The sequence below is a fragment of the Mesorhizobium sp. M0408 genome, from assembly GCF_040321495.1.
Taxonomy (GTDB): domain Bacteria; phylum Pseudomonadota; class Alphaproteobacteria; order Rhizobiales; family Rhizobiaceae; genus Mesorhizobium.
Window position 1 is genome coordinate 19226 of the sequence record NZ_JAMYRO010000033.1, and the last position, 19458, is coordinate 38683.

The following is a 19458-nucleotide window of genomic DNA, read 5'->3' on the forward strand; positions in this document are numbered from 1 at the left end:
GCCGAGTTTATTCGCAGAAGAAGCATCATTCTCCAGATCCCCCCTGTAGCGCGAGGCGCGTCCGTGGCAGAACTTTGGCATGGCACGCCTTGGCCCGCTGCTGGCATTTTTAGCGCTCTATGCCGCAATGTATGCTGCATTCGGGACAGCGTCCCCGTTCTGGCCACGGTATTTTGAGGCGCGCGGCCTGACACCTGAAGAGCTGGGCGTTCTGTTCGGGCTAGGCAACGCAGCCCGGCTGATTGCCGGACCGCTCGCCAATCGAATTGCAGATCTTCTCGGTGCCCTCCGCATCACCCTGGCGGTCTGCATCGGGATCGCGGTAGCGGCGACGCTTGGGCTGGCTGCCGTGCAAGGCGTCTTTCTTCTGTTGGTCGTCTATCTGGCCCAGTCAGCCGGGCTGGCACCGATCACAACCCTCGCCGACGCCCTTGCGGCGCGCGCATCGGTGCGCGAGCCGGGTTTTGAGTATGGTTGGGTGCGGGGTGCGGCATCAGCGGCCTTCGTTGCTGGCACCCTCGCGGCTGGCCAGGTGCTCGGAGTTTTCGAGCTGGATGCGATTATATGGATGTACGCCGCGCTGCTCGCCGGAGCGTTGGCTGCCGCCGCGCTGGTGCCGGAATCAGACACCGGCGCCGAGCGGGCTGCGGACCCGGTCGGGCAAAGCGTAATCGGCGGGCTGCGCGAGCTGCTCTGTCTTCCGACTTTCCGGCGCATCGTCATGATTGCGGCGCTGATCTATGGCAGCCATGCAATGCATGACACCTTCTCGGTCATCCGCTGGACGGCGGCCGGGGTCGGCACGGCGGCGAGCAGCATACTTTGGTCGGAAGCCGTCGGAGCGGAGGTGGTGGTGTTCGTTGTGGTCGGGCCGATCCTGCTGCGCCGGCTTGGCGTGGCCGGGGCCGCTGCTCTGGCCGCGGTGGCCGGAATCCTGCGCTGGGTCGTGGAAGCGGAAACGGCGGCGATCTGGATGCTTGCGTTCGTGCAACCGCTTCACGGCATTACCTTCGCACTGCTGCATCTTGCCTGTATGCGTGTTATCGCCAGCAGCGTGCCGGCACATCTTGCCGCCACGGCGCAGGCCCTTTACGCGATCGGCCCGGGGCTGGCCACCGCGGGCCTTGTCTGGGCATCAGGTCAGCTTTATGGAGCATATGGCCCGCCCGGGTTCCTCATGATGGCGGGACTCTGTGTGCTGTCCCTTCCGTTAGTAGTTGGACTTCGTGAAAGGCCCCCACCATCGGATTGACGCGTATGAGGGCGATGGTCGCCGATTGTGCGAGCTTCTCAGCCAAGGGGTGGTAGCGGCGGAATGGGGAAGATGCCAGAGGGGCTCGTCAGCGCCCTCGAGCTTCGGCTTGAGGATTTGCACAAACGGGTCCAGCGGGGGGGCTTATACCGAAGGCGGATGGGAAACAGCGACTGGAAGACAAGATCGTTCAGGATGCAACAGTCATGGTGCTCAATGCATCTATGAAGGCGACTTCTGCGGTTTCTCCTACGGGTTCCGGCCCGGAAGAGGACCACACGGTGCATTGGATGCCCTGTACATCGCGATCGACCAACGGGAGGTGAACTGGACCGTAGACGCCGACACCCAGAACTTCTTCGGGACGGTCAGTCAGGAAAGGCTGGTTCGCTTCATCGAACACAGGATCGGCAGCAAGCGCATCATCCGCTTGATCCGCAAATGGCATAGACATGCTCGGACATGACCTCGCGAACGGTCGTCTTGCCGGCTGAGCGCTCCTCGGCGACACCGCGCATCACGATATCGCGGTCGGTCACCATGCCGACCAGCATGTCATTCTCGCCGACCAGGAAGGGCGCCGAGATTGTCGGCCCGCATTTTCCGGGCGGCAACCGCTATGAGGAAAGGCCTCTGTTCACTTGCTATGCGCTTTAATGTGCATATATTGTGCGTATGAGAGGTCGGAGATTTGTCATGACCCACGCACAGCTCGCACATTCCGCGGTGGTCTCAGGCTTTGTCGATAGCTTGCAGGAACCACGCACGCCCTATATCTCGCCGAAACGCCTGTCGCAGGCCCTCGGCGTGAAGGTGGCCAACCTGGCGCAGTTAACCGGTGTTCATCGCAACACGCTGCGCAATCCCGCATCGGAACGCCTGCAGGGCCGGATGCGCGAAATGGTGAAGGTGATTTCGGCCGCGACGGAACTCACCGGTAACGTCGACAAGGCGATCTACTGGTATCGCAACGAGCCCATCGCCGACTATGGCCATCGCACGGCGGCCGAGCTCGTTGCGGACGGCCAGGTCGAGGCGGTTCTGGCCTTCATCAGGGATCTCGAGAACGGGGCGCGCGGGTGAGAATCACCCACGTCGGCCCGGACGAGATCTTTCACCGCTATCTGACACCCAATGGGCATTCCTGCCCATCAGCGGTGCGGGCGCGGCGATCGACGGCGGCCGCTTCAATCGACCGGGCGTGGAGGCGCTTTACCTGTCACGCGCGCCGCGAACGGCCCTCGATGAATACAAGCAGGGCGCCAGCATCATCCCGCCGGCCACCCTTGCAGCCTACAAGATCACGCTCGCCGAGGTCGCCGACCTTTCGCAGGGGTTCGACCCAAACGTCTGGGACGACATCTGGCAAGGATGGGATTGTGCGTGGCGCCAGATCGCCCGCATCGACAGGAAGATCCCGCCATCGTGGAAGCTCGCGGACCTGGTCATCACGGCTGGGCTTCGCGGTATCCTGTTTCCGTCGCTGCGCCATGCCGGCGGCACCAATCTGGCGATCTTCTCGGCCAATCTTGTCGAAGAGGATCGCGTCGCGGTCCATGATCCCGATCATCGGCTGCCGCACGATCAGTCGTCCTGGTCCTGAATTGCCGCCTCTCGCCAAGGGCGCAACGACCTCTAGGGCACTTGGTCCTCAACGCGGTCAGCCTCTAATTCTTCCTCTTCGCCTTCCTCCTCCTCGCTCGCCAGCCCGGCCGGAATTTCTCCCGCCAGCAGCTTCTCCTTGCTGAGCAGTCCGGCGTCCTCGAGCGCCTCGAAATCGGGCAAGTCGCGCAGCGTGTCGAAACCGAAGTGCGACATGAAGGCTTTGGTCGTCACGTAGGTGTAGGGGGCGCCGGGCTGTGGGCTGCGCGGTCCCGAGGTGATGAATTCCTGCTCGCGCAGTACGCCGATCAGATCGCGTGAAACCTCCTTGCCGAAGAAGGATGACAGCTCGCCACGGGTGATCGGCTGGAAGTATGCAATGCACATCAGCACCAGCGCCTCGAACTGCGACAGGGGTTTTGACCGCGTTCTATCCGCGCCCTGGCCCGCTGCTGTGCCAAATGCACCGCGAATGACGTCGGCAAACGCTTTCCTGGTTCGGTGCTGCCATCCTCCGGCGACCGACACGAGCTCATAGGGCCGGTTGCGCAGTTCCTCGCGAATGTCGTCGATGATCAGATCGACGTTGCAGCTCTTTCCGACGACCCGCGCCAGCGTCTCACGCATGACGGGCTCGCTGGCGGCGAAGATGACCGCCTCAATCCGGCCCATCCATTCACGCCAGCGCAGCTCCGGCGGCAGGTGCTCGAGTTCGGCATCGACCAGCAAGCGCTGGTTATCCTTTCGCTGAGTTCCCGTCCGGTCCGCCATCGCTACAGCCCATAGAGCCGGAAGGTCGGCCGACCCGACAATTCTCGCACGGCGCCAAAGTCGACCAGCCTGTCAAACAGGCGCCGCAGACCTCGCTCGCTCATGCCAGGAATGGGCTGGGACGCGACAATCGCATCGTCGGAGAGCAGTTTTTCGACTACAGCATCCGATCCCTTTGCCCGCAGCTTCGGTGCAACGGCGATGAGCCGCTGGGCACGACGATCGAGCTCGGCCGAAAGCTCGACGGCCCGCAGCGCGGCGCGCGCCTGAGCCACAAGGAGGCTCTGCACGCTCTCCCGGCCTGGCCCCTGGTCCCTCTCCGCCAGGCTGGTTATTCTCGGTCGCACGCCACGCGTGTACCCGCCCGATCCTGACTGCGCTCCCAGCAGCGGCACCGCATGTTGCCAGCCCAGCCGTTGCGCGAGCAGGACGTCGGCGAGCCAGGACCCGAAACTGCGTCCGAAGCCATGGCGCTCAGCAGCCGCGAAGGCGCCGGTCAGCACCGCGACAACGCCCTCCGCCCCGGAAAGCTGGCGGAGATCCTCGATCAGATCGCTCACCGCCTCGTCGTCGCCTCCGTGACCGAGTTCGTCCAGCGCGGCGGCGAGCACAGCTTCCGTCAGCAGATCCTCTGCCGGCAGCAAAGTCAGCCGGCGCCAGGCGAGCAGGATGCGGCCGGCCGGCCCGACGTCATCGCCGGGACGGGTCAGACACACCGCGTCACGCAGGGCGCCGTCATCCTCGACGCGGCCCGCCTGTCGCGACGTCGAAGCGGCCGCCGCGAGCGCCAAGCGCTGCCGCCAGGCCCCGGCCCACCGCTCCTGCCGGCGCACGACAGCGTCGAGCGCGCCGATCGTTGCGCCTGCCACAACCGCAGCCTCGTCAAGGCTTTGCGGGCCGTCGACCGCCCGTCGCAACCAGGACGGCACCGGCGCCACGGTGGTGACCAGTTCGATCCCGGCAGGGTGAGCATTGTGGCGGAGCGACGGCTTGGGGCGAAGAATCATCGTCAATGAGGATGAACGAGCGCGGCGCTTCTGGCAACGATAATGCGAACAAACCGCCGCGCCCGTCGTAGCTCCACAACGAACGATAATGTTGCATTATCATTCGTTGTACGGGGGCTAGGGGACATGGTAGAATAGGCCAGAAAGGTAGAATTTTGGAGTCTTTCGTGTCCCTGAACATCAAAAATCCGGCCACCGTGGCTCTCGCCGACGAACTCGCGCGTCGCCAGGGCATCAGCAAGACGGCAGCCATTCATCAGGCCCTTAGCGAGCGCTTGCATCGCTTGGGCTTTGGAGAGACCGCTCAGGAGCGTCTGCTGGCAGAATTGCGCGCCATCCGAGAAAGAGTGGCACGATTGCCCGAACTGGATAGTCGCAGCGACGAGGAGATCATCGGGTATGACGAGCATGGAATCCCTAACTGATGGTGATCGATACCTCAGCCGTTGTAGCGATCCTTCGGAGCGAGCCTGAGGCAGCAAGGCTGGAACGAGCGCTGGTCTTGGACCCAATCCGTCTGGTCCCGGCAACCTGCGTGCTCGAGGCGCGCATGGTGCTGGTCAGCAGGCGCGGCGAACACGCGTTGGCCGAGATCGATCTTTGGCTGCGCAAAATTGAGGCCGACATCATTCCTGTCGACTCCGAATTGGTCGATCTGGCGACCCAGGGTTGGCTGGCCTACGGCAAGGGCCACCATCCGGCGGCGCTGAATTTTGCCGATTGCTTCTCCTATGCTTTGGCAAAGCGTGCGGACGAACCGCTGCTTTTCATCGGCAAGGACTTCTCTCAAACGGATATCGAAGCGGCATGAGCATGACTGGCGACGCGCAACGATCATCCGCTGCTTCCGGCGATGACGACATGCCCGACATCGTCGACATCATCATGGAGATGGGCGATGACGACTACGGCTCGCCCCCTCCCCTTCCAGCCATCGCCAATCCCAACCTGCCTGCGCATCTTGAGGCGCTCGCCGGCCGCGCGCGCGATTATATCGAGGCGGCGAGTTCGGCCAACACGCGCCGCGCCTACGCAGCCGACTGGAAGCATTTTTCGAGCTGGTGCCGGCGCCAAGGCATCGAGATGTTCCCGCCCGATCCTCAGGTGGTCGGGCTCTATATCGCCGCCTGCGCGTCAGGTACGGCCACTGGCGACAAAAAGCCCAACACCGTTTCAACCATCGAGCGCCGGCTTTCGTCGCTCTCCTGGAATTTTGCCCAGCGCGGCCAGCCGCTGGACCGCAAGGATCGGCATATCGCCACGGTGATGGCTGGCGTTCGCAACACCCACGCCTCCCCTCCCCGGCAGAAGGAAGCGATCCTGCCCGAGGATCTGATCGCCATGCTCGAGACCCTCGACCGCGGCACGCTGCGTGGTCTGCGCGACCGCGCCATGCTGCTTTTGGGTTTCGCCGGCGGCCTTCGCCGATCCGAAATCGTCGGCCTCGACGTCGGCAGGGATCAGACCGAGGACGGACGCGGCTGGGTCGAGATTTTTCCCGAGAAGGGTCTGCTTGTCACATTGCGCGGCAAAACCGGCTGGCGCGAGGTCGAAATCGGCCGCGGCTCCTCCGACGCCACCTGCCCTGTGGTCGCTCTGCAGACCTGGCTAAGACTGGCGCGCATTGCGCACGGACCGCTGTTTCGGCGCGTTGCTGGTCAAGGCAGAGCCGTCGGTGCCGATCGCTTGAACGACCAGGAGGTGGCACGCCTGGTCAAGCGCGCGGCCCTGGCCGCCGGCGTGCGCGGCGATCTGTCGGAGGGCGAACGGGCCAAGAAATTCGCCGGCCACTCACTGCGCGCCGGCCTCGCCTCGTCGGCCGAGGTCGATGAACGCTATGTGCAAAAACAGCTCGGCCATGCCTCCGCGGAGATGACCCGCCGCTATCAGCGCCGCAGAGATCGCTTCCGCATCAACCTGACCAAGGCGTCCGGCCTCTAAGGAGGCAAAAGCCCGTCTTGCGTCTCGCGATCCGCGCACGCCCTCCAGCCTGACCAGGCATTCTCGCCAAATGAATTGGGTCACTTCTGTCGGGACCGCCCCGGGGACCGTTTCATCGGCAGGACAGTTGCCCTTTCGGCAGCCGACCGCTCGGATCGAACACGTTCACTTTGTGCGGAAGATCGGGGCCCCAGTCCCATAGCACCAGATTGCGGTCTTCCGTCTCCGCGCCCGGAGCAAAACTCGGCACCAGAATTCCAGCGATGCCTTCAGGCCGCAGCCGGTCATAGATGGACCAGGATGCAGGTCGCTCTCCGTTGCTGAGAGCCGTGGCCCAGGCGCTGCCCATGTCGGCCAGCCTGACAGAAGATCCTCCCCTCCCCTGCTCGGTTGCCAGATCAGTGATGTCCTCGCAGTCCACCTCATAGGAGCACAGCACGCAGGGGTCGATGCGATGCGCGAAGCCCTGGTTGGCTTCCTTGACTGCCGTCATGACGGTCAGCGCCATATAAAGCGCGGGCACACCTTTGGGATTGAACCGAGCACCCCTGATCGCCGCTCCATCACCGGAACTCGGCTTGAATGCCCAACGTGGATCATGCGCCCTGTAGCAGGTTCCGACAAACCTCAAGCAAAGCCACCCAGGGCCATGTGATCGAGGTAGTCGCGAATAGCAGCGGCCTTGCCGTCCTTCACGAGGGCTTCGACGGTGCGTCCACCGAATGCCGGCAGCGGCTGGGCTCGGTACCAGGCCATGGCCTGTTCCTTGCCGCCCGCCCATTCCGTCACGCGGCTGATGATCTCGAGCATCTCGCGCAGACGGCTCTGGGTCTTGGCCGTGCGGCTGCGCTCCAGCCGATAGAGGGTTTCACGGGCAAGCCCGGCCGTCTGAGCCAACTGAGCCTTGGACATTCCAAAGCTGTCGGCCACCTGGTCAACGGCAATTTTCCCGGCCCGGTCCATATAGGACAAAACCAGAGGCTCATTGTGCACGGATATCTTGAGGGCCTGCCTCATGGAGTTCCTTGTCATATTAGTCGCCGCGTTTACTGTGCAAAACATATGGCGCTTGTCGACTGGTTTCAAGCCCGCAGGCGCATGACGTTGGTTGGTGGCTTCTGATTGCGTAAACCAGCTTGCAAGCTGCTTGGCACGTCGATCTCATAACACCACCTTGCCATTCGCCTCCTCGACCGCGCGCGGACCACCAGCAGCGGCAGTCTTACGCACAAGAATTTCCAGCCCCTAGCCGGTCATTCTTGCCGTCGTGCCATTGGCCTTAAGCGCTGCCATCAGCATGGGTCCGACCGAGAACTGTCCTGCCCTCGCCTTTTCGGTCAGCACGCGCAGATAGCCCCCGGCCGAGTTGATATGCTGCGCCCTTTGCAGGATACAGGCAATCACGATCGCGGCGACCTCCTGGCCCATCACATGGCAAGCCTCCTCATACGCCGAGGGCGACACGCCAAGGTAGCCGCGCACCTGGGCGGCGGTAATCATCAAATCGCGCCAGCTTGCGATTCCGTGGGCGGCATAGTCGGCAAGTTCGGGGCAGGCCTTCAGCACAAGTCCTATCGGAAAGCCTTTCGGCTTCTCGGCGTAGGCCGTTCTTGGTTCGACCGTCGCCCTGCTTTGTTCTAAAGCTGGTTCAAATACAAAAGTGGAGTCTGTGTTTGAATCAGATTGCTGCCGCTCGTTTTGGGACTCATTGCAGCTAGGATTCGTGGAATTCATGAAGCTTTCCAGCATCATATCCACTTCGTCGTGAAGCAAGGAGAGCTCCGCAACAATCGCTTCCAGCTCCGACAGCCCTGCCCGCCGAGGAATAGCATCCACGATTGCTCTGAACCGCCTCCAAATAGTTCCCCAGTCGCCAGGCGCGCCCTCGTCGATCGCGGCTTCGACCAGCTTGTGAATGTCGCGCCGATGGAGGGTGATCCGCTCCCGCGTTAATTTGAGCGCCCGGCTGTCGGCGCGGACCTGCTCGGCAGCCTCCTGAAACTCCGCGGCGCGTGCAAGCAGTGGCGCCAGCGAGAACCCGAACGCCTCCTCGACTGCGCCGCCCTTTGCCTTGCGAGCGAACCGTTTGCCGTTTGGACTGTCTCGGCGGATGATCAGCCCGCCATTGACCAGTTCGGCCAGGTTCCTGCGCAGCGTGGAATCGGCCATGCCGTGCGCCCGCAGTGACAGCTGCGCGTTCGAAGGATAGACCATCAGCCCGTTCTCTTCGCTGATCTGATCGTCCGGATAGAACGACAGCAGCCCGCTGAGGACGGCCAGGGCGCGATCTCCCACGCCGATGATCGTCTTGCCCTCGCACAGCCAGCGATACACCTGCCATTTCTCGACGGCGGCCCCTTCAGGAATCTTTCGTGATGCCGTGTTCGCTTGCACCAAGGCAAGCGTCATCGGCCGCCGCCCAAAAGGCGTCGTCGCATAGCCACTCTCCATTTCCCTCGCCTTTCAATCAGGCAAAAGAAAACTGCTCGTCGAAACGACGCCAACGACTCTTGACAGTGATTCGGGGAAATGCGATTCTCAGCTTGCTACAGACGTGAGAAGGGCTTCCGCGACGGTGACGTTCGGGGGCCTTTTTCTTTTGCGGTTTCAGTCTCCTGTTTTCTTTGCCGTTTCCGATGCCCTGAAAGCCTCGAAAAGCTCGTCGAGCTTGTCGGCGATGAATGCGCCGAAGGGCGATGCATCCTTTGACTTCAAGGCAAGCGTAAACACCTTTCCCGTGTCGGTGATCTTGGCTCGGACCGACTTGTCCTGGGGCACCCAGGCCTTTTCCTGAGGCTTCGATGTGGCTCGCGGCTGCTTCACCGGCGCATTCAAAAAGTCGAACAGACGAGCAAAACGAGCGTCACTGCCCGGTTCGGCGAAATCGGCACTTGTCACGTACTCTGCCGCCCGTGCGGCGGTCCCGGGATGCTCCATGAGCTTGGCAAGTTGCCACCAGCGGTCCCGGCCTATGCTCTTGGCGGCGCCGACGGCCACAATGACCTGCTCGGGAATGTTGTTGGTCACGGAGCGCATTTTCGAGAAGGTCGTATCGTCGAGCGCAAGGGCCGACTTCACGGTGTCCGGCGAATGGCCCCGCTTGAGAATGCGATCGGCAAAAAGCGTCCTTTCGATGAAGGACAGGTTGGCCCTGGCAGCATTCTCCTGGCCCTGCGCGATGACATGGTCCTCATCGCCGATCTTCTTGACGACTGCACGAACGGGCCTGCCCAGCTGGCGTGCGACCTTGACGCGCCTGTGGCCGAAGACGGTCTGAAACCGGCCGGAACTATCCGGGTGGGGCCTGACCAGAATCGGAGAATCCTGCCCTCGCTCGCGAATCGCCGCCAGCAGCTCATGAAATGCCTCATCGTCATCGTCCATGCGGTCCGAGACGAATGAGGTGTCGACCAACGCCGGATCGAGATCGACGACCGAACTCTTAGAGAGCTCCTCGAATGACTGCATGATCGACCGGGATGCCCCGCGAACCGCATAGCCCGAGACATCCCCGCTGTCGGCGACTGACGTCGCGGGGCCCATCACGCTGCCGAATACATCCTTGCGCGCCATTCAATCACTCCGATTCGCAGCTAGTCGGCTGATTTCACGAGCAAAATTTCCACTTTTTACTGCCGTAAAATGCCCCGTCATGATCGCCCCCATGCGCGATGGATGAGCGCGACAATCTCGGAATTCACCGCGTCCAGCGATTCAAGTGCCCGTTCGTAGGTCGAACGGGTAAAAGACGACTTTTCCACCTCGTAGAGCGTCTGTTTCGTCAGTCCTGCATCCGAGATTGCCGTCGACTTGAGCATGGGATTCTCAAGGATCTGGCCGGCAAGCATCGATTGCATGAAGCCGACCATCTGTGCCTGGGGAATGTCGGTGGGTTCGTAGCGCGTGATCAGATAGCGGAACCAATCCAGCTCGATCGCAGCACCGGCGGCCTTGATGGTCTTCAATATGCCGCCGAGCATCAGCAGGAACTGGCTCATCGACATCAGGTCGAGCATCTGGGGGTGGACGGTAATGAGAACCGACGTCGCCGCCGACATGGCGGTCAAGGTGAGATAGCCAAGTTGCGGCGGGCAATCGACCACGACGACATCATAGCGCTCGTCGACCTCGGACAAGGCCTTTGCAATCCTGGTGAAGAACTGGCGGCCAACGCTGGACGATTTGTCCTGCATGGCAAGCGGCGTGTCGTACTCATACTCCTGCAGCTCGAGGTTGGCCGGGATGATATCCAGGCCCGGAAAATTGGTAGGCACGATCACGTCGGATATCGGCTTGCGCTCGTCGTCGTACCGGATCGCCTCATACAAAGAGAGATTGCGATCGAGTTCCGGCTGGAAGCCATGCAGGGCCGAAAGTGACGCCTGCGGGTCGAGATCGATGGCAAGCACGCGGTGCCCGGTCAGCGCAAGGTGCTGGGCGAGGTGGGCAGCCGTTGTTGTCTTGCCGCTGCCGCCCTTGAAATTGACGACAGCAACGACCTGGAGCTTGTCTCCAGGCTTGCGGTGCGGGACGTATTTTTTTACCTCGGTCCTGCCATGCCGATCCAGAAAATGGCGCAGTTCAAGCATCTGTTCGGCGGTATAGGAACGGCGGCCGGAAGGTATCTGCTCGGGCAGGGGGCCCTTGCCCTCCAGATGGAGGCGCTTGAGATTGTTCTGCGAGACCCCGAGGTAGTGGGCCACTTCCGCCAGCGAAAAAGGGCGAAGTGTCTTTGTTGCATTTGGCGGAAACTTCTCCATGCGGAGTTGGTTAAGCCGCCGCGATATCTCTGCGCCCTGCTCGAGGATCTTGTCATCGAACTCGAAGCGTGGCAGCCGCATGGAGATGTTCATTTCTGTCGAAACCTGAATTGGCGCTTTTTGTGAGCAATTCACTCAACAAGCGCCATTAAGCTCCGATTCGGCCGGCTCCGGCAAGGAGTTTTGGGTTAACAAAAGGTTAACGTCACTGACCGGCTTTTCTTGCTGCCAGCTGCTCTTGCCATCACGAAGGCAGCTGCTCAGTTTTTTGAGCGCGGTATTGTCTTGCTATCCAAGCTAACGGCATGTTTTCTCTGTCATAAGGATCATATTTTACGGCAGTAAATCGGGCACACTCAGAGGCGGGATGCAAGTGCCGGCGGGCAGGGCAGGGCAGGGCACCGGATCCGATGGCACGTCGCCGGTTGGGTTCGTTGTCGCTTAGAGTAAGCTGCTCAACGCCAGACTGACTCTTTCAGCTCGAGGAGCGAACCGGCTGGGGGCGAGGCCGATATCGGAATAGCCGACTACAATGAAGACCGTGAGGGGAGACCGTTGACGGAGTGGGTGAAGCCCTCCTCAAGGCCGAGGTTAAGCCCCTGGAAGCATACTTTCCGGAACGAGACAGCCTCGAGTTCATGCGGAGAACGCTCCCCGGTCCCATAGCGGCAAAGCTCGCTCTCAACACCGTGGCGCACTGGACTTGGAGCACCTGCGTCAGCATGGCAGCAGCGGCGTCGTCGAGTTCGCCGTGCCTTCCGGCGAAAGCACCGACACGCCGGTGCCACGGCAGTTCGGTGTCGTCCTCCTCATCGCTCAACATACCACGCCACGCGGCCCTGCTCCCGGGCAGAAGTGCGGGAGAAGCCCAGTTGCAAACTGAGTAAATGTAACGCCGGGCCGTCAGAAGGACACCGCGACCGGATCGGCGAGGGCCGCCACGGCGTCGGGCTACGCGTTCACATCCGCAGCCCACAGGCCGGAAACCTCAAGCTGCGCATCAGGACCGTTTCGTCCTCAGTCCACGGCCCCGAAGCAGCGCATCAGCCGGCGCTTTAGGGCCGCTACGAGCAGCTGGCTCGAGGCGCCAGAATCGCTGCCAGTACGAATCATAGGGCGGAGCCAGCGCGTGTACCGACACGACCATGGTCGCGATTATTCGGAGTTCTTGTGTCCTGCTTGGTGTCCGGTCGACTTCGAAGACCAGGTCAGCCACCGCTGGCATATTGGGTTATCGCGATGAATCGCTGGCGCACAATCTCGACCCGGCCCTGCGGCCCTCTGATATTGCCTTCCAGAAAGTCGTCGAAATCTGGGGCTGCAAGCAGGTCTTTGAACTGGTCGCCGATATAGGTACGGACCTCGTCTTCCGCGCCTCCCAGCTCAGCAACCAACTCTTCTCGGCCGTCGACGATCAAGAGTATGTCCTCGGCATCCCGGCTAGAAAGCAGATCCTTTCCACCTCTGCCAAGGTATGCCTCCAGCTTCGTCGCGACGAAGAGTGCCGGTGTCAGGCGACGGATGATGAGCTTATCGTCCAACGGACAATCGACCGCCGTCTCAATACCCGCTTCATACCAACGATTGCTGAATCCGAGGATTTTGGGATCGTCCGGCATGAAGTCGACTTTGATCCGGCCAAGATGCATTCGGCAAATGACACTGTCGTTGGGTGACTCCGAGAAACCCCGCTCTCGAAGCCGTTCCAGGAGTTGCGCCCATTCCGAAAAGCCGGCCAGATCGACAATTAGGTCGACGTCGTCAGTCGCCCTGACATCCTCGAGCGTGATGGCATCGGTGATGAAAAGAGCGGTCGTACATCCGCCGACGAACACAAGACGCTTGCGCAGGTCATCGCCTAGAGCTTCCGCGACAGCCCTTAGCATTGCTAGTAGCTGGCCTTGGATGCTGGTCATTTCTGCGCGAGCCTTTCCGCAAGACGCTCCGCCGCGAGGCCAGCCTCGCGCTGGTTTCCGAGTCTTATTGCGTCCGCAAGGGCAAGATACTCGTACAGCCGATCATCCCTTTGAACGGCTTCAGGAACGCTTTTAAACATCGGCGTCACCGATTGTCCCATGTTGCGGCCGCTGGCATAGGGCCACACATAGATGTAGCTGCCAGCGCTTATTAGCACGTTCTTTAGGATGGGCGCCGCAAAAGCGGTCGGGATTCCGCGCTGCATTGCTCCGGGCTTCGCTGGAAAAACGAACTTCAACCCGTGCACGATGAAATTCTGCAGGTTCCTGCGGCTCGGCTTCGCTCTGCCCGTATCTCTATCCCTGGCCGCGATACCGGAGGCAAGACTTCGATTTATGGATGCATTGACCTCCGTCTTGCTTATGCCAAGAGAAGACTCCAGATTGCGGACCGAGTATGGATCCTGGCCCTGCGCTTCTGAGCGCAGAGTTTCGACACCTTTTTCTTTCTCCTGCTCCTGAAGGCTGATGAGCTTGAGCAGGACGACGATGTCCTGGCTTTTCATTTGATTCCGATCCGCTGTCTGCTGTCCGTTGTCCGAGGACAACGGACACCTACACGGGGAGTGCGGTTCTGTCAAAGAGTATCAAGAACCCCTGCAGCTTACGTGGCCCACTAAGAATTCGACCGCATTCAGAATAGAGCAGTGCGCGTTTTAATTTAAGACGATCCCGCTGCGCTGATCCGTCTTGAATTTCGGCGCCTTCATCGAAAAACCTTGCAGTTCCGCCTATTGTTTTTTCCCAAAAAAAATATCGAGTTCTCGCAACGTTGCGGAATGCATCATTGCGAGGTGAAGCTAATCCCCGTCGAGCGCGCGGCGCAGCAATTCGACCAGGCGTTCGATCGCTTGGCTGTGAGCAGAGCCGGTCGGCCGCCGTGCGAAAAAATCATCAACGCTGATCCAGTTGGTCGCGTCGGTGCTCGTCCCCGGTGCCACACATTCAATATAAAGATGCAATTCGTCTGGTTCAAAGACAACCATCCAGTTTCGGCTGTGGTCCCCCGCAAGTCGGTAGGTCAGTGTGCTCATGGCAGGCAACTCCTCACCGCCAGCTTGCCTATCTGCCCTGAGATTTCTATCCCCAGAAATCGGTATTGACGCCTCAGGCGAAGTCTGCCGCCACGCTCCGCAAGAAGGCGAGCGTCAACGCAATCGCCATGTTGTCTCGCGGCCGCGCCTGGCTCTCGCAGATATCGCTATGCGCCATCAGGTGTGCGGCGCACCTTGCATTGATTCTCGGGTTCTCCCATGCAAGGCCTCTCCACAAGGGCAGACGACCGCGCAGGAACGCTTCAGCATCTTCCTGGCATTTGGTGAACCGGACGGCTCTTCGACAGTAGGAGCAGGCAAATATCGCAATCCAGGTAAGGTTCCCAGCTATGGCCCGCTCGACCCCGCCACGATCTCAGCATACCGCTCCCTGGGATCTCCCCAATCGGTCTATGTTCAGATGATATGGCGCTTCGGTTTGATCCGTTCAGAGCGCATGGGAGAGGTGCGGGCCTGTAGGGCAGGAGCTGGCACCGTCCGTTCCGCCCTCCTAGTCGAGATCAGGTGGGAGCGGCGGGACGGCTGCGTGACGAACAGAGTCGGGGCTCCTCATTCAAGAGCCGCAGCTTCGGTCTGTTCGTATTATGCGCCTTTTTCGCCCTGAGCATTTGAGACGTCGCGTCGCAGCCTTTCCGGGCCACTGGGCCGTATACGCGCTACCGCGCTCAGCTTTAGCTCCGACTCCAGTCCTGGAAAGCCAGCCAGCGTATAGGCCGCGGCCATCGAGCCAAACCGCTTTTTGAACACACGGTATATGGGCAAATCGGAGTCCGCATTAATCAGCGACAAGGTGAGGTGCCCGTGAGCGGCGCGCAGCCGCCGAAATCCGTCTAGAAGCTCTTCGTCCGAGTACTTTCGCAGAGCTCCCCGCCGATCCGGTACGTAGCCGACCGCCGCATAGACCGCCTTCAAGCTGCCGAAAAGCCGGACATAGCACTGTCCTGACGCAGTATACGGACAAGCATTGATCACGGTGAGGCTGAGTCGTTTCTTCTCTTTCAATAGCCGCTTCAGGTTTTTGAGCATTTCGGGCTTTGTATAGGTGTACCCGCGCTTTCCCCTTGCGAGTTGCGCCCTCTCGAATATCTGAACCGTTACAATCGGCTCCATGACCCGGATTCGGACCCATTTATCGGGAGTGTTTGGCTTGGATTGGCTACTCATACTGTGCGACGTTCGGTTGTAGACATAGTAGCCTATCATCAACTCGCTTTTGAGGAGGGATGCGACGCGCCCGGTCGTCCACACATCGCCGTATGTGGAGGGCACTCCTTCCTTGTTCAGACGAACCGATATGCCGGCCATGCTCTGCCCTTCAGCAACAAACATGTTGAAGATGCGCCTAACAAGCTCGATTTCGTTTGGCGGGCCGGGCACAAGGAGAACGCGGTCGCCAGCGAGCCCTTTCTGTTCTCCAGAGCCGAGAAGGTAACGGGGCTCCCCATCTTTATCCAGCAACAGTCGCCTGACGCCGTAGGGCACAGGTCCGCCCTGGCTGAATCCGAGACGAGCCTGCTGCAGGTGCGCTCTGGAGACCTTTGCGGATAGCTCGCGGCTGTACTCGCTTGCCATCACCCGTTTCATATTCTTGAGGATTGCAGAGACCATGCTGCCGTCGTTCTCGAATTGTTCGCCGCAATATTCCACCGCGACGCCTGCGTCACGACAGAGAAACTCGTAATGAGCGGACTGGTCCGTATCCGGAAAGCGGCCCCAGCGGCTGACGTCAAGAACGAGGATTGCCGAGAAAGTCTTTTGGCCAGTCATGACATCGGCCAGTAACTGCTTCAGTCCGTCGCGACCTCTTATGCTCAGGCCGCTTTTCCCAGCGTCTTCGTAAGTTTGGACGATAGTGTATCCGCGCCGCTCCGCGTACTCTGTAATGGCCATCGCCTGGTTCTCCAGCGAATAGCGTTGATGTTCAGTGGACATGCGAATGTACTGCGCCGCACGGATAGGGGGCGCTGTCTGCAACTCGAAAGCCATGGGGTCTCCTTGGGCTTGAACAACCCCAGAGACACGAAATGTCTTTCAGAACTCTGTCGCATTCTGTGAATTCCCATTCGGCGGCCACGAAATTGGGCGCGCAGATCTCCTGGCAAAGGGATGATTGGACAGCGCAATGGCCGGAAAGGGATGCGGTGAGGTGCGGGCGCCCAAGGGGTTTTGGCAGCAGAATCAAGGGGCAGCTTTTCCCCGCACTCGCGCAAGTCCTTGCCCTCCTGGCAATGCACGAGTTTGTTGCCTGCTCGCACAAAGGGCTCGAAACCGGTAAGGTCCTGGGTTAGAAGAGCTGGCAGGATGCCCCTTATGAAAAACCCGACGATGGACGATACCGACGATGGGCGCCCGAATGGCGGACGCAGCGCTCTGTTCACGCCGCCCGGCGATGCGTCCGGCGCGGAGCGGGTTTCGCGCCGGCGCAAGGCGCTGCTGTCGTCCTCGATGGTCGGCTCGACCAATCGCGGCCGTGTGCTGCAGGCCCTGTTCGATCTTGGGCCGACGAGCAGGGCTGAACTGGCCCGCGTGGCCGGGGTCAACCGCACCACCATTTCCGGAATCGTGCAGCCGCTGATCGACGATCAGGTGCTGGTCGAGAGCGACCCGGTTCCTGCCAGTCCGGGCGGCGGCAAGCCGGCCCGGCCGCTGTGGTTCTCGCCCAATGCCCGTCCGATCTGCGGTGTGCTGCTGATGCCGGATGCCGTGCATGCCTGCGTGGCGACGCTCGACGGCAAGATCGAATCGGAACGCAAGATGGCCCTGCCGGACGGCAGGGGGCCGGTCCGGCCAATCATCGAGTCGATCACTGAATGCGTCGGCGACACTCTCTCCAGGGCGCGGCGCATGCCTCTCGGGATCGGTGTTGGCGTCGGCGGCATGGTTGACACCGATCGCGGGTCGATCGTCGCTGTCAATCTCGCGCCGGCGCTCGACCGCTACCCGCTCGCCGACGATCTCGGGCGACGCTTCGGCCTGCCGGTCAAGCTCGACCATCATCCGCGCGCCTTGCTGGTCGGCGACCGCTGGTTCGGCGCCGGGCGCGGCGTCAGGCAATTCGCGGTCGTCTACACGGGCGAGGTGCTGGGCGGCGCACTCTATTTCGACGGGCACCTCTATCGTGGCACGGCAGGCGCAGGCGGCGAACTCGGACACACTTTCGTGCAGCTCGACGGCGAGCCCTGCCGCTGTGGCAGGCGCGGCTGCTGGGACACCATTGCCACCTTGAGCTGGCTCCGGCGAGAGGCCGCCCGCACGGCTCTGCCAGAGCCAGACCTGATCGACTCGGCCCGCCTCGTCGACATGGCGGCGCGGCGGCTGCCGGGAGCGGCTGAGCTGCTCGACCGCTATGCCCGCAACGTCGCCGTCGGCATCGCCAATCTGCAGCAGACGGTGGCGCCCAACATTTTCATCATGCATGGCGATGTCGTGCTCGGCGGCGATTGCCTGCTCGGCGCAATCGCGGAGCATGTCCGCGCCATGGTTCCGTCACGACCCGGCGGCGCGATCGAATTCATTGCCGGCGATGCAGGTGACCGGGCCGCCCTCCTAGGCGCAGCCGGTCTGGTGATTTCCGAGCTGCTGCAGCTTCCGATCTAGGTATTCCGACACCCAACTATCCAGCGAGCCCCGGATAGCTTTGGAACCAGGGCTGCATACGTTCGAACTGAGCCGCCATCGCCAGAACGGTTTCGTCGGCGTGCCGCCGCCCGATGATCTGCAGGCCGACCGGCAGGCCCTGCGCCGTCAGGCCGGCCGGAACCGAAATCGCCGGATGGCCGGTATAGTTGATCGGATAGGTCATGCACCAGCCGATCAGCGGATCGACCGCCTCGCCATTGATCGATGTCGGCCCGATCGTGTTGCCGTCGGGGGCATTCTTGACGGGCGGAACGGCCAGCGTCGGCGAGACGATCAGGTCATGGGTTTCGAATAGATCCTCGAGGCCGTCATGGACGCCGGTGCGCAAAAGATCGTCGAGCGCATGGTCGACGGCGGACACCTTGTAGGCGCCCTCCAGCATGGCGAGGAACTGCGGGGTGAGCACCTTGGCGTGCTTGCCCATCAGGTCGATGCCCTCCTGTTTCCAGTACACGGCGATGGCAGCATAGTGGATCGAGATCGTGCGCACCCAAAGCGCCGCCAGTTCCTTGTGATCGGCCCTGAAATCGAGCTCGACCTCATCAACCTCAATGCCATGTGCTCGCATGACATCGACGGCCCGGGCAACGACGGTGGCGACCCCGGCTTCGACCGGAAAATTGCCCAGTCGCGGGCTGTAGGCGACGCGCAGTTTCGGCGTCCGCCCGGCAACGGCGCCGACATAGTCAACGCCGTCATCCGGCAGGCAGAACGGGTCGCGGTTGTGAGGCCCGGCCATGATCTTGGTCATCAGCGCGGCGTCCGCAACGGTGCGGGTCAGCGGTCCGATATGGACCAGAGGATGTCCCCACAAGAAGGCGTCGGGGCGAGTCACCGAAGGAATGCGGCCGAAAGAGGGCTTGAAGCCGACGGTGCCGCTGAACGAGGCGGGGATGCGGACCGAACCGCCGCCGTCCGTGCCTTGCGCCAGGGCCGCCATGCCGTCGCCGACCGCTGCCGCACTGCCGCCGGACGAGCCGCCGGAATTGTAGCCGATCGCGAAGGGCGTGCTGGTCGGCCCGAAGCGCAGATTGTCGGTGATGCCTTTATGGCCGAACTCCGGCGTGTTGGTCTTGCCGAGCACGATGGCGCCTGCGTCGAGCAGGCGCTCGACCGCCACAGCACTTGTTTTGGGCACCCGGTCGTGCACCGCCCACGACCCCATCGAGGTCGGCACGCCGGCCATATCGTCGAGGTCCTTGATACCGACGGGGACGCCATGCAGCGGTCCAAGCGGACCGCCTGCCATCACGGCCTTTTCGGCGGCCCGCGCAGCTTCCATCGCCTGGTCGCCGAGAACCAGCGTATAGGCGTTGACCACCGGGTTGCGCGCCTCGATGCGGCGCAGATAGGCCTCGGTCACTTCAACCGGCGACAGGTCGCGGCGCCGGATGCGCTGGGCCAGTTCCGTGGCCGGCAGGAAACAGATCTGGTCGTCTGCAGAAGTCATAAGCC

20 protein-coding genes and 1 pseudogene are annotated in these 19458 nt (G+C 61.7%); 8 read left to right on the forward strand and 13 right to left on the reverse strand.

What is annotated here, in order from left to right; genetic code table 11:
• Positions 1 to 79 precede the first annotated feature (79 nt).
• A complete protein-coding gene (locus tag NKI67_RS28190) occupies positions 80 to 1252 on the forward strand; it encodes an MFS transporter (RefSeq protein WP_352647996.1) in 1173 nt (390 codons plus the stop codon).
• A 146-nt stretch (positions 1253 to 1398) separates the two neighbouring features.
• Positions 1399 to 1703 (forward strand): annotated as a pseudogene (locus tag NKI67_RS33925) (group II intron reverse transcriptase/maturase); the annotation flags it as partial.
• Here NKI67_RS33925 and NKI67_RS28200 read toward each other — a convergent pair.
• A complete protein-coding gene (locus NKI67_RS28200; protein WP_352648000.1) occupies positions 1675 to 1806 on the reverse strand; it encodes a CBS domain-containing protein in 132 nt (43 codons plus the stop codon). The pseudogene NKI67_RS33925 and the gene NKI67_RS28200 sit on opposite strands and share 29 nt — an antisense overlap.
• Positions 1807 to 1948: 142 nt before the next feature.
• Between NKI67_RS28200 and NKI67_RS28205 the strand changes: the two genes are divergently transcribed.
• Positions 1949 to 2335 (forward strand): hypothetical protein, encoded by a 387-nt coding sequence (locus tag NKI67_RS28205; RefSeq protein WP_352450324.1) that lies wholly within the window; start codon positions 1949 to 1951, stop codon positions 2333 to 2335.
• On the forward strand, positions 2241 to 2855 hold the full coding sequence (locus NKI67_RS28210; RefSeq protein WP_352648002.1) for an RES family NAD+ phosphorylase: 615 nt from the start codon (positions 2241 to 2243) through the stop codon (positions 2853 to 2855). Before NKI67_RS28205 ends, NKI67_RS28210 begins: the two co-directional genes overlap by 95 nt.
• Before the next feature lie 32 nt (positions 2856 to 2887).
• Here NKI67_RS28210 and scpB read toward each other — a convergent pair whose 3' ends face one another.
• Positions 2888 to 3625: an SMC-Scp complex subunit ScpB gene (gene scpB / locus NKI67_RS28215; protein ID WP_352648004.1), complete on the reverse strand. Its 738-nt coding sequence runs from the start codon at positions 3623 to 3625 to the stop codon at positions 2888 to 2890.
• A 2-nt stretch (positions 3626 to 3627) separates the two neighbouring features.
• On the reverse strand, positions 3628 to 4632 hold the full coding sequence (locus tag NKI67_RS28220; protein WP_352648086.1) for a DUF1403 family protein: 1005 nt from the start codon (positions 4630 to 4632) through the stop codon (positions 3628 to 3630).
• Between the two features lie 167 nt (positions 4633 to 4799).
• On the opposite strand from NKI67_RS28220, the gene NKI67_RS28225 reads away from it, so the two are divergent.
• Genes NKI67_RS28225 through NKI67_RS28235 form a run of 3 tightly spaced genes read left to right on the forward strand, consistent with a single transcriptional unit; the run spans position 4800 to position 6573 of the window.
• The gene (locus NKI67_RS28225) at positions 4800 to 5057 is read left to right on the forward strand and encodes a type II toxin-antitoxin system VapB family antitoxin (protein ID WP_031195575.1); all 258 of its coding nucleotides are present in this window, start codon (positions 4800 to 4802) and stop codon (positions 5055 to 5057) included.
• Positions 5057 to 5443, forward strand: a complete 387-nt coding sequence (locus tag NKI67_RS28230; protein WP_352648006.1) for a type II toxin-antitoxin system VapC family toxin — start codon at positions 5057 to 5059, stop codon at positions 5441 to 5443. The genes NKI67_RS28225 and NKI67_RS28230 overlap by 1 nt, the downstream gene beginning before the upstream one ends.
• Entirely contained in the window at positions 5440 to 6573 is a 1134-nt protein-coding gene (locus NKI67_RS28235; RefSeq protein ID WP_352648008.1) for a site-specific integrase, read from the forward strand. The genes NKI67_RS28230 and NKI67_RS28235 overlap by 4 nt, the downstream gene beginning before the upstream one ends.
• A 112-nt stretch (positions 6574 to 6685) precedes the next feature.
• On the opposite strand, the gene NKI67_RS28240 is transcribed toward NKI67_RS28235, so the two are convergent.
• From NKI67_RS28240 to NKI67_RS28280, 9 genes are all read right to left on the reverse strand, one after another.
• On the reverse strand, positions 6686 to 7204 hold the full coding sequence (locus tag NKI67_RS28240; protein ID WP_352648010.1) for an RES family NAD+ phosphorylase: 519 nt from the start codon (positions 7202 to 7204) through the stop codon (positions 6686 to 6688).
• The gene (locus NKI67_RS28245) at positions 7201 to 7590 is read right to left on the reverse strand and encodes an antitoxin Xre/MbcA/ParS toxin-binding domain-containing protein (protein WP_352648012.1); all 390 of its coding nucleotides are present in this window, start codon (positions 7588 to 7590) and stop codon (positions 7201 to 7203) included. Before NKI67_RS28245 ends, NKI67_RS28240 begins: the two co-directional genes overlap by 4 nt.
• Before the next feature lie 228 nt (positions 7591 to 7818).
• Positions 7819 to 9024: a plasmid replication protein RepC gene (gene repC, locus NKI67_RS28250; RefSeq protein ID WP_352648014.1), complete on the reverse strand. Its 1206-nt coding sequence runs from the start codon at positions 9022 to 9024 to the stop codon at positions 7819 to 7821.
• 156 nt (positions 9025 to 9180) lie between these two features.
• Complete coding sequence (repB, locus tag NKI67_RS28255; protein ID WP_352648016.1) at positions 9181 to 10146, reverse strand: plasmid partitioning protein RepB; 966 nt, start codon at positions 10144 to 10146, stop codon at positions 9181 to 9183.
• A gap of 77 nt (positions 10147 to 10223) precedes the next feature.
• The gene (gene repA, locus NKI67_RS28260) at positions 10224 to 11426 is read right to left on the reverse strand and encodes a plasmid partitioning protein RepA (protein ID WP_352450316.1); all 1203 of its coding nucleotides are present in this window, start codon (positions 11424 to 11426) and stop codon (positions 10224 to 10226) included.
• Between the two features lie 1115 nt (positions 11427 to 12541).
• Positions 12542 to 13249 carry a hypothetical protein gene (locus NKI67_RS28265; protein ID WP_352648018.1) on the reverse strand — a complete coding sequence of 236 codons (708 nt, stop codon included), beginning with the start codon at positions 13247 to 13249 and terminating at the stop codon, positions 12542 to 12544.
• Positions 13246 to 13815, reverse strand: a complete 570-nt coding sequence (locus tag NKI67_RS28270; RefSeq protein ID WP_352648020.1) for a hypothetical protein — start codon at positions 13813 to 13815, stop codon at positions 13246 to 13248. The genes NKI67_RS28265 and NKI67_RS28270 overlap by 4 nt, the downstream gene beginning before the upstream one ends.
• Before the next feature lie 294 nt (positions 13816 to 14109).
• Positions 14110 to 14343, reverse strand: coding sequence for a hypothetical protein (locus NKI67_RS28275; protein WP_352648022.1), 234 nt, complete (start codon positions 14341 to 14343; stop codon positions 14110 to 14112).
• A gap of 603 nt (positions 14344 to 14946) precedes the next feature.
• Positions 14947 to 16350 carry a recombinase family protein gene (locus NKI67_RS28280; protein WP_352648024.1) on the reverse strand — a complete coding sequence of 468 codons (1404 nt, stop codon included), beginning with the start codon at positions 16348 to 16350 and terminating at the stop codon, positions 14947 to 14949.
• A 324-nt stretch (positions 16351 to 16674) separates the two neighbouring features.
• Here NKI67_RS28280 and NKI67_RS28285 point away from each other — a divergent pair, with 324 nt between their 5' ends.
• Entirely contained in the window at positions 16675 to 17961 is a 1287-nt protein-coding gene (locus NKI67_RS28285; RefSeq protein ID WP_352648026.1) for an ROK family protein, read from the forward strand.
• A gap of 16 nt (positions 17962 to 17977) precedes the next feature.
• Here the strand turns inward: NKI67_RS28285 and NKI67_RS28290 are convergent, their stop codons facing one another.
• Positions 17978 to 19453: an amidase gene (locus tag NKI67_RS28290; RefSeq protein ID WP_352648027.1), complete on the reverse strand. Its 1476-nt coding sequence runs from the start codon at positions 19451 to 19453 to the stop codon at positions 17978 to 17980.
• Positions 19454 to 19458: the final 5 nt, after the last annotated feature.

Excerpts from the sequence above, each read along its gene's own strand:
- scpB (WP_352648004.1), bottom strand. The coding sequence starts at position 3,625 with ATGGCGGACCGGACGGGAACTCAGCGAAAGGATAACCAGCGCTTGCTG.
- NKI67_RS28235 (WP_352648008.1), top strand. The coding sequence starts at position 5,440 with ATGAGCATGACTGGCGACGCGCAACGATCATCCGCTGCTTCCGGCGAT.
- NKI67_RS28210 (WP_352648002.1), top strand. The coding sequence starts at position 2,241 with ATGGCCATCGCACGGCGGCCGAGCTCGTTGCGGACGGCCAGGTCGAGG.
- NKI67_RS28265 (WP_352648018.1), bottom strand. The coding sequence starts at position 13,249 with ATGACCAGCATCCAAGGCCAGCTACTAGCAATGCTAAGGGCTGTCGCG.
- repC (WP_352648014.1), bottom strand. The coding sequence starts at position 9,024 with ATGGAGAGTGGCTATGCGACGACGCCTTTTGGGCGGCGGCCGATGACG.
- NKI67_RS28290 (WP_352648027.1), bottom strand. The coding sequence starts at position 19,453 with ATGACTTCTGCAGACGACCAGATCTGTTTCCTGCCGGCCACGGAACTG.
- repB (WP_352648016.1), bottom strand. The coding sequence starts at position 10,146 with ATGGCGCGCAAGGATGTATTCGGCAGCGTGATGGGCCCCGCGACGTCA.
- NKI67_RS28205 (WP_352450324.1), top strand. The coding sequence starts at position 1,949 with ATGACCCACGCACAGCTCGCACATTCCGCGGTGGTCTCAGGCTTTGTC.
- NKI67_RS28280 (WP_352648024.1), bottom strand. The coding sequence starts at position 16,350 with ATGGCTTTCGAGTTGCAGACAGCGCCCCCTATCCGTGCGGCGCAGTAC.
- repA (WP_352450316.1), bottom strand. The coding sequence starts at position 11,426 with ATGAACATCTCCATGCGGCTGCCACGCTTCGAGTTCGATGACAAGATC.
- NKI67_RS28220 (WP_352648086.1), bottom strand. The coding sequence starts at position 4,632 with ATGATTCTTCGCCCCAAGCCGTCGCTCCGCCACAATGCTCACCCTGCC.
- NKI67_RS28245 (WP_352648012.1), bottom strand. The coding sequence starts at position 7,590 with ATGAGGCAGGCCCTCAAGATATCCGTGCACAATGAGCCTCTGGTTTTG.
- NKI67_RS28230 (WP_352648006.1), top strand. The coding sequence starts at position 5,057 with ATGGTGATCGATACCTCAGCCGTTGTAGCGATCCTTCGGAGCGAGCCT.
- NKI67_RS28200 (WP_352648000.1), bottom strand. The coding sequence starts at position 1,806 with ATGCTGGTCGGCATGGTGACCGACCGCGATATCGTGATGCGCGGTGTC.
- NKI67_RS28270 (WP_352648020.1), bottom strand. The coding sequence starts at position 13,815 with ATGAAAAGCCAGGACATCGTCGTCCTGCTCAAGCTCATCAGCCTTCAG.
- NKI67_RS28275 (WP_352648022.1), bottom strand. The coding sequence starts at position 14,343 with ATGAGCACACTGACCTACCGACTTGCGGGGGACCACAGCCGAAACTGG.
- NKI67_RS28190 (WP_352647996.1), top strand. The coding sequence starts at position 80 with ATGGCACGCCTTGGCCCGCTGCTGGCATTTTTAGCGCTCTATGCCGCA.
- NKI67_RS28285 (WP_352648026.1), top strand. The coding sequence starts at position 16,675 with ATGAAAAACCCGACGATGGACGATACCGACGATGGGCGCCCGAATGGC.